The sequence below is a fragment of the Cellulomonas septica genome (assembly GCF_012396155.1).
Lineage (GTDB): Bacteria > Actinomycetota > Actinomycetes > Actinomycetales > Cellulomonadaceae > Cellulomonas > Cellulomonas septica.
In genome coordinates this window covers 1-7,023 of the sequence record NZ_JAAXOY010000133.1, presented here as the reverse complement: position 1 = coordinate 7,023, position 7,023 = coordinate 1, and the positions used below count along the sequence as shown (strand labels likewise).

General features: G+C 72.2%; 8 protein-coding genes and 1 tRNA gene. 6 read left to right on the top strand and 3 right to left on the bottom strand.

The window, feature by feature from the left end:
* Nucleotides 1-75: 75 nt before the first annotated feature.
* From HGA02_RS07250 to HGA02_RS07240, 3 genes are all read right to left on the bottom strand, one after another.
* Entirely contained in the window at nt 76-759 is a 684-nt protein-coding gene (locus HGA02_RS07250; protein ID WP_168678459.1) for a response regulator transcription factor, read from the bottom strand.
* Entirely contained in the window at nt 759-2,345 is a 1,587-nt protein-coding gene (locus HGA02_RS07245) for a sensor histidine kinase (protein WP_343035347.1), read from the bottom strand. Before HGA02_RS07245 ends, HGA02_RS07250 begins: the two co-directional genes overlap by 1 nt.
* Before the next feature lie 116 nt (nt 2,346-2,461).
* The gene (locus HGA02_RS07240) at nt 2,462-3,682 is read right to left on the bottom strand and encodes an aminotransferase class I/II-fold pyridoxal phosphate-dependent enzyme (RefSeq protein ID WP_168678458.1); all 1,221 of its coding nucleotides are present in this window, start codon (nt 3,680-3,682) and stop codon (nt 2,462-2,464) included.
* 233 nt (nt 3,683-3,915) lie between these two features.
* On the opposite strand from HGA02_RS07240, the gene HGA02_RS07235 reads away from it, so the two are divergent.
* The 6 genes from HGA02_RS07235 to rplA all read left to right on the top strand — a co-directional run bounded on the left by HGA02_RS07235 (nt 3,916) and on the right by rplA (nt 6,835).
* Nucleotides 3,916-3,988, top strand: a tRNA-Trp gene (locus HGA02_RS07235).
* A gap of 124 nt (nt 3,989-4,112) precedes the next feature.
* A complete protein-coding gene (secE, locus tag HGA02_RS07230) occupies nt 4,113-4,397 on the top strand; it encodes a preprotein translocase subunit SecE (protein WP_168678457.1) in 285 nt (94 codons plus the stop codon).
* A gap of 86 nt (nt 4,398-4,483) precedes the next feature.
* Nucleotides 4,484-5,281: a transcription termination/antitermination protein NusG gene (nusG, locus tag HGA02_RS07225; protein ID WP_124344591.1), complete on the top strand. Its 798-nt coding sequence runs from the start codon at nt 4,484-4,486 to the stop codon at nt 5,279-5,281.
* A gap of 96 nt (nt 5,282-5,377) precedes the next feature.
* Nucleotides 5,378-5,809 (top strand): 50S ribosomal protein L11, encoded by a 432-nt coding sequence (rplK, locus tag HGA02_RS07220; RefSeq protein WP_124344590.1) that lies wholly within the window; start codon nt 5,378-5,380, stop codon nt 5,807-5,809.
* 157 nt (nt 5,810-5,966) lie between these two features.
* Nucleotides 5,967-6,101 carry a hypothetical protein gene (locus HGA02_RS21405; protein WP_281357124.1) on the top strand — a complete coding sequence of 45 codons (135 nt, stop codon included), beginning with the start codon at nt 5,967-5,969 and terminating at the stop codon, nt 6,099-6,101.
* 14 nt (nt 6,102-6,115) lie between these two features.
* Nucleotides 6,116-6,835: a 50S ribosomal protein L1 gene (gene rplA, locus HGA02_RS07215; protein WP_168678456.1), complete on the top strand. Its 720-nt coding sequence runs from the start codon at nt 6,116-6,118 to the stop codon at nt 6,833-6,835.
* Nucleotides 6,836-7,023: the final 188 nt, after the last annotated feature.

Below are 7,023 nucleotides of genomic sequence, written 5' to 3'. Positions count from 1 at the left end.
CGACCGCCGCCTGCCGCGCAGTCGCCCCGTGCGCGCGCCCGCGCACGGGCGGCCGTCGCCGCAGCGCCTGCTCACTCAGCCGACCGCGGTCACGTCGACGAGCCGGTAGCCGACGCCGCGCACGGTGTCGAAGTGCTCGGCGCCCACCTTGCGGCGCAGGTACCGCACGTACACGTCGACGACGTTCGACCCCGGGTCGAAGTCGTAGCCCCACACGTCCGACAGCAGGCGCTCGCGCGTGAGCACGTCGCCCGGGTTCCGCAGGAACGTCTCGGCGAGCGCGAACTCGCGCGCGGACAGCTCGACCTCCTGGTCCCGCACGCGGATCCGTCGCGTCCGCAGGTCGAGCTGCAGCGGTCCGTGCGACAGCACCGTGACGTCGCCCGACGGCTGCGGCTGCTGCTGGCGCAGGCGCAGCCGCACCCGGGCGAGCAGCTCCTCGAACCGGAACGGCTTCGCCATGTAGTCGTCGGCGCCCGACTCGAGCCCCGTGACGGTGTCCGTGACCGACGAGCGCGCGGTGAGCACGATGACGGGCAGCGTGTGCCCGGCGTCGCGCAGCCGGCGCAGCACCTGGAACCCGTCGAGGTCCGGCAGGCCCAGGTCGAGGATGACGAGGTCCACGCCTCCCGCGCGGACCCGGGTCAGCGCGGCGTCGCCGGTCGTCACGGCGGTGGCCTCGTACCCGGCCGTGCGCAGGCCCTTGGCGACGAAGGCGGCGATCCGCTCCTCGTCCTCGGCGATGAGGATGTGCGTCATCAGTGGTGCTCCGCGAGGTCGGCGATGCGGTCGGGGACGGTCGTGTCGCCGTCGACGAGGTCGACGGCGGGGAGGTCGAGGACGAAGACGGCGCCGCGGCTGCCACGCTCGGGCGGGCGCTCGACCACGACCGTGCCGTGGTGCGCCTGCGCGATGGCGGCGACGATCGGCAGGCCGAGTCCCGCGCCGTTCTGCGACCGGTCCGCCTGGCCGCGGTGGAAGCGCTCGAAGATCCGGCGCTCCTCCGACGCGGGCACGCCCGGACCCTCGTCGCGCACCCACAGCATGAGCCGGTCGCCCACGACCTCGCTGCCGATCCAGACGGTCGACCCGGGGGGCGAGAAGCGGTAGGCGTTCGCGAGCAGCTGGAGCCACGCCTGCGTGATGCGCTGCTCGTCGAGGCTCACGGTGACGTCCGCGCGCGACGTGACGACCCACCGGCGGTCGCCGAGCCCGCGGGCCTTCTCGTGCACGTCGTCGGTCAGCCGCCCGACGTCGGTCGGGGCGAGACGCACGAAGTCGGGCCGCTCCGCGGTGGCCAGGATCATGAGGTCGTCGACGAGGCGGTGCATGCGGTCGAGCTCGTCGAGCGCGAGCGACTGCGTCGTCCGGACGTCCTCCGGGTCGTCGGGGTCGAGCAGCTCGAGGTGCCCGCGCACGATGGTCAGCGGCGTCCGCAGCTCGTGCCCCACGTCGTCGATCAGCTCGCGCTGCGAGCCGAACGCGCGCTCGAGCCGGTCGAGCATCGCGTTCACGGTGTGCGCCAGGTCCCCCAGGTCGTCGTTGCTGCTGACGTTGATGCGCTCCGACAGGTCGGACTCGGTGACGCGCCGCGCGGTGTCGCGCAGCAGCCGCAGGGGGTGCAGCAGGCGCCCGACGACGAACCACGCGACGACCGAGATCCCGAGCAGCGCGACGATGCCGACGGCCGAGTAGGTGAGGAACGTCGTCTGCAGCGTGCGCATCTCGGCGCTGCGGTCGAACGCGACGACGAACAGCCCGAGCGCGGGGTCGCGGTCGACGCGCACGGGCGCCGCCATGAGGCGGTACTCGGTCACGCTCGTGCGGACGGTCTGCACCGTGGGCCTGCTGGTCGAGAGCGACAGGCGGCTCAGGTGGTCGATGAGCTCGGTGTCGGTGTCGAGGCGGATCGCGTTCGTCTCCGGCGCGGCCCGCCACTTCAGCCGGCCGGACAGCAGGGCGATCACGCCCTCGTTCTTGCCCGGGACACGGTTGCGCACCGCGACCTCGAGGACGTCCTCGACCGTCTCGACCGGGACGTCCGTCGTCGGGTTCTCCTTCTCGACGACCCGCAGCGCCGACAGCGCACGCGCGAGGGAGTTGTCGATCCGGGCGTCCGTCTCGCGCGACTGCAGCCAGAACGCCGACGCGCCGGCCACGAGCACGGTGAGCGCGGAGAGGACGATCACAGCCGTGAGGATCCGCACGCGGACGGTGAGGTGCGCAGCGGTGAGCGGCGCAGGCGCGGGAGCGCTCCCGCGCGCGCTGCGTGGCTCGTCCGGACGCATGGCGGACAGTATGGACCGGGGCACCGACGCCGCGCAGTACCAGATCAGCCGCGTCACGAGCACGAGGGACGGCCCGCGGGCAGGCGCCCTCCCACCGTCAGCGGCGCGTCACCCGTGCCGTCCGGGCCGACGCCGGTGGGTGCGGCCGGGCTGGGCGAGCCCGGCCGCGACGGTCACTCGGCCTCGGCGAGCAGCCGCTGGATGCGCGACACGCCCTCGACGAGGTCGGCGTCGGCGAGCGCGTACGACAGGCGCAGGAACCCGCTGGGGCCGAACGCCTCGCCCGGCACGACCGCGACCTCGACCTCGTCGAGGATGAGGCTCGCCAGCTCGGCCGACGTGCGCGGCGTGACGCCCCGGATCGTCCGGCCCAGCAGACCCTCGACGGACGGGTACGCGTAGAACGCCCCCTGCGGCGCGGGCACCTCGACGCCGTCGATCGCCCCGAGCATCTCGACGATGGTGCGGCGGCGGCGGTCGAACGCGGACCGCATCTCCTCGACCGCGGCCAGGTCGCCCGTGAGCGCGGTGATCGCGGCCCGCTGCGACACGTTCGCGACGTTCGACGTGAGGTGCGACTGCAGGTTCGTCGCGGCGGCGATGACGTCGCGCGGGCCGATCATCCAGCCGACGCGCCAGCCGGTCATCGCGTACGTCTTCGCGACGCCGTTGAGCACGACGCTCGTGTCCGCGAGCTCCGGCACGACGCGCACGATCGGCGTGAACACGGCGTGGTCGTAGGTGAGGTGCTCGTAGATCTCGTCGGTGACGACCCAGATGCCGTGCTCGAGCGCCCAGCGCCCGATCTCGGCGGTCTGCTCGGGGGAGTACACGGCGCCCGTCGGGTTGGACGGCGAGCAGAACAGCAGGATCTTGGTGCGCGGCGTGCGTGCGGCCTCGAGCTGCTCGACGGTGACGAGGTAGCCCTGGTCGACGCCCGCGAACACCTCGACGGGCACGCCGCCCGCGAGGCGGATCGCCTCGGGGTAGGTGGTCCAGTAGGGCGCGGGGAGGAGGACCTCGTCGCCCGGGTCGACCAGCGCCGCGAACGCCTGGAAGACGGCCTGCTTGCCGCCGTTGGTGACGAGCACGTCGGCCGGGCTCACCTCGTACCCGGAGTCGCGCAGCGTCTTCGCGGCGATCGCCTCACGCAGCGCGGGGAGCCCCGCGGCGGGCGTGTACCGGTGGTTCGCCGGGTCCTGCGCGGCGGCGACGGCGGCGTCGACGATGTACGCGGGGGTCGGGAAGTCCGGCTCGCCCGCGCCGAACCCGACGACGGGCCGGCCGGCGGCCTTGAGCGCCTTGGCCTTGGCGTCGACCGCGAGGGTCGCGGACTCGGCGATGGCGGCGACCCGGGCGGACACGCGGGCGCGGGGGGTGGTCTGCTCGCTCACGGGCCCATAGTGGCAGAGGTCACGCGACGGCGGCCCGGCCTTTCGACCCGTGGCGCGCGCCCGCGGAACCGGCGTGCGGTGCGCCTTGCGGGCCCTCCGCGGACGTGGTTCGACCCACGCGGTCCCGTCGCGTACAGTGGACCCCCGGCGGTTGACCTTCGCCATGATGAGCCGCGCCCTCGCGTGTCCAGACATGAGGGTGCGGGGCGTCATGGAGCAGGTGCGGCCGCCGTAGGGCAGTGGCGCAATTGGTAGCGCAGCGGTCTCCAAAACCGCAGGTTGCAGGTTCGAGTCCTGTCTGCCCTGCGCACACGTCCCGGCTCCCGGCCGGGCGTGAGCAGGATCGCCGGACGGTCCGGCGCGTCGCGTCAGCCGTCCCACCGCCGGGCCGCACGGTCCCGGTGGCCACCACGAGACACAGGGGCCAGACGTGAGCGAAACCGCACCGGCCGCGGCGTCCGACGCCGGGGGCCCGGCGACCGCCCGCGAGCCCAAGTCCGTCAAGGGCGGCGAGAAGAAGCGCGGGCTGTTCGCCCGCATCGCGCTCTTCTGGCGCCAGGTGGTCGCCGAGCTCAAGAAGGTCGTCCGGCCGACGCGCTCCGACCTCATCACGTACACGACGGTCGTCCTCGTGTTCGTGGCGGTCGTGATGGCGTTCGTGACGGTGGTCGACCTCGGGATCGGCCGTCTGACGTTCTGGGTGTTCGGGGGCTGAGCCCTCGCGGCCGCACCGGCCGGCCCACGGTGGCGAGGAGTCTCGCCACCCGCACGCACCCCATGCGGGAGAAAGCAGGTTCGCACGTGTCGCAGGAGTCGCAGGAGCCCACCGGCGCCGAGACGGAGCTCGAGGACGCCCTGGCGTCGGTCGAGGCGGTCGAGGGCGCCGCGGGCGACGAGCTCGCTCCGGCCGACGACGCGTCGACCGACGAGGTCGCCGAGGTCGAGGACGAGGGCGCCGAGGTCGAGGAGTCGGCCGAGGACGCCGAGCCCGACCCTGACGAGGACCCCGTCGCCGCCTTCAAGTCGCAGCTGCGCAGCCAGCCCGGCGACTGGTACGTCATCCACTCGTACGCGGGCTACGAGAACCGCGTGAAGGCGAACCTCGAGAACCGCACGCAGAGCCTCAACATGGAGGACTTCATCTACCAGGTGGAGGTCCCCATGGAGGAGGTCGTGGAGATCAAGAACGCGCAGCGCAAGGTCGTCAAGCGCGTCCGGATCCCCGGCTACGTCCTCGTCCGCATGGAGATGACCGACGAGTCGTGGGGCGCCGTCCGGCACACCCCGGGCGTCACGTCGTTCGTGGGCCACACCCACCAGCCGGTGCCGCTGACGCTCGACGAGGTCTTCTCGATGCTCGCGCCGTCGCTCACCCCCAAGGCCCCCGCCACGGCGGCCGCGGCCACCAAGAGCACCTCGCAGATCCAGGTCGACTTCACGGTCGGCGAGTCGGTCACCGTCACGGACGGCCCGTTCGACACGCTGCCGGCGACGATCTCCGAGATCAACGCCGAGAACCAGAAGCTCAAGGTGCTCGTCTCGATCTTCGGCCGGGAGACCCCGGTCGAGCTCTCGTTCAGCCAGGTCGCCAAGATCTGAGCCTGACGGGACCGCCCCGCAGCAGCGGGGCGGTCCACTGCAACCGGGTCATCGCCCACGGCGTCGGCCCACGACACACGGAAAGGGGACGGCTGCATGCCTCCCAAGAAGAAGGTCACCGGCCTCATCAAGCTCCAGATCAACGCCGGTGCGGCCACGCCCGCCCCGCCGATCGGCCCCGCGCTCGGTCAGCACGGCGTGAACATCATGGAGTTCTGCAAGGCCTACAACGCGGCGACCGAGTCGCAGCGCGGCAACGTCATCCCCGTCGAGATCACGGTGTACGAGGACCGCTCGTTCACCTTCATCACGAAGACGCCGCCGGCGGCCGAGCTCATCAAGAAGGCCGCCGGGGTCGCCAAGGGCTCCCCGACGCCGCACACCGTGAAGGTCGCGACCCTCACGTCGGCCCAGGTCCGCGAGATCGCGAGCACCAAGCTCGAGGACCTCAACGCGAACGACCTCGAGGCCGCCGAGAAGATCATCGCCGGAACGGCCCGCTCGATGGGCATCAAGGTCGAGGGCTGACCGGAGCGAACGCGCAGGTACGGCTCGCGCAGCGGGACGTGCCGGAGCATGAGCGCAGGTCAGACCGAGCGTGAGCTCGAGGGCTGACCGGAGCGAACGCGCAGGTACGGCTCGCGCAGCGGGACGTGCCGGAGCATGAGCGCAGGTCAGACCGAGCGTGAGCTCGAGGGCTGACGCCCTCACCCCGCCCGCCGGCGGAGACGTCGGCGGGCACCACCTGGTCGTGAGTCCTCACGACCAGGACGAGTTCCAGTGGCAGGGCCTGTGCGGCCCGACGGACCACGACTGCTGAGAAGAGAGAAGCAGATGGCGAAGCACAGCAAGGCGTACCGCAACGCCGCCGAGAAGATCGAGGCCGGCAAGGTCTACAGCCCGCTCGAGGCCGTCCGCCTCGCGCAGGCGACGTCGACCACGAAGTACGACGCGACCGTCGAGGTGGTCTTCCGCCTCGGTGTCGACCCCCGCAAGGCGGACCAGATGGTCCGCGGCACGGTCAACCTCCCGCACGGCACGGGCAAGACGGCGCGCGTCCTGGTCTTCGCGACCGGTGAGCGTGCCGAGCAGGCCCGCGCGGCCGGCGCCGACGAGGTCGGTGGCGACGAGCTGATCGAGAAGGTGGCCGCCGGCTACACCGACTTCGACTCGGCCGTGGCGACCCCGGACCTCATGGGCAAGGTCGGTCGTCTGGGCAAGGTCCTCGGCCCGCGCGGCCTCATGCCGAACCCGAAGACCGGCACCGTGACGATGGACGTGGCCAAGGCCGTGTCCGACATCAAGGGCGGCAAGATCGAGTTCCGCGTGGACCGTCACGCGAACCTGCACTTCATCATCGGCAAGACGTCGTTCTCCGACGTCAACCTGGTGGAGAACTACGCGGCGGCGCTCGAGGAGATCCTGCGTCTCAAGCCGTCCGCCTCGAAGGGCCGCTACATCACCAAGGCGACCATCTCGACGACGAACGGCCCCGGGATCCTGCTCGACCAGAACAAGACCCGGAACCTGACGGTCGAGGACGACGCCGCCTGAGGCTCGTCCCCGCGCACGCACGGCGAAGGCCCGGTCCCCCCTGCGGATCGGGCCTTCGCCGTCTCTCGTCCCCACCGGACCTGACCGGTGCTGCCCGGCACTCCTCGTCCGGGTCACCGGCACCGCTGCGCGTCCGACCGTCCTGCGCCCGGTGGACGCGGACGCTCGCCCGGCGGTGCCGGGCCCCT

Coding starts and splice junctions, on each gene's coding strand:
- HGA02_RS07250 (WP_168678459.1), bottom strand. CDS start 759: ATGACGCACATCCTCATCGCCGAGGACGAGGAGCGGATCGCCGCCTTC.
- rplK (WP_124344590.1), top strand. CDS start 5,378: ATGCCTCCCAAGAAGAAGGTCACCGGCCTCATCAAGCTCCAGATCAAC.
- rplA (WP_168678456.1), top strand. CDS start 6,116: ATGGCGAAGCACAGCAAGGCGTACCGCAACGCCGCCGAGAAGATCGAG.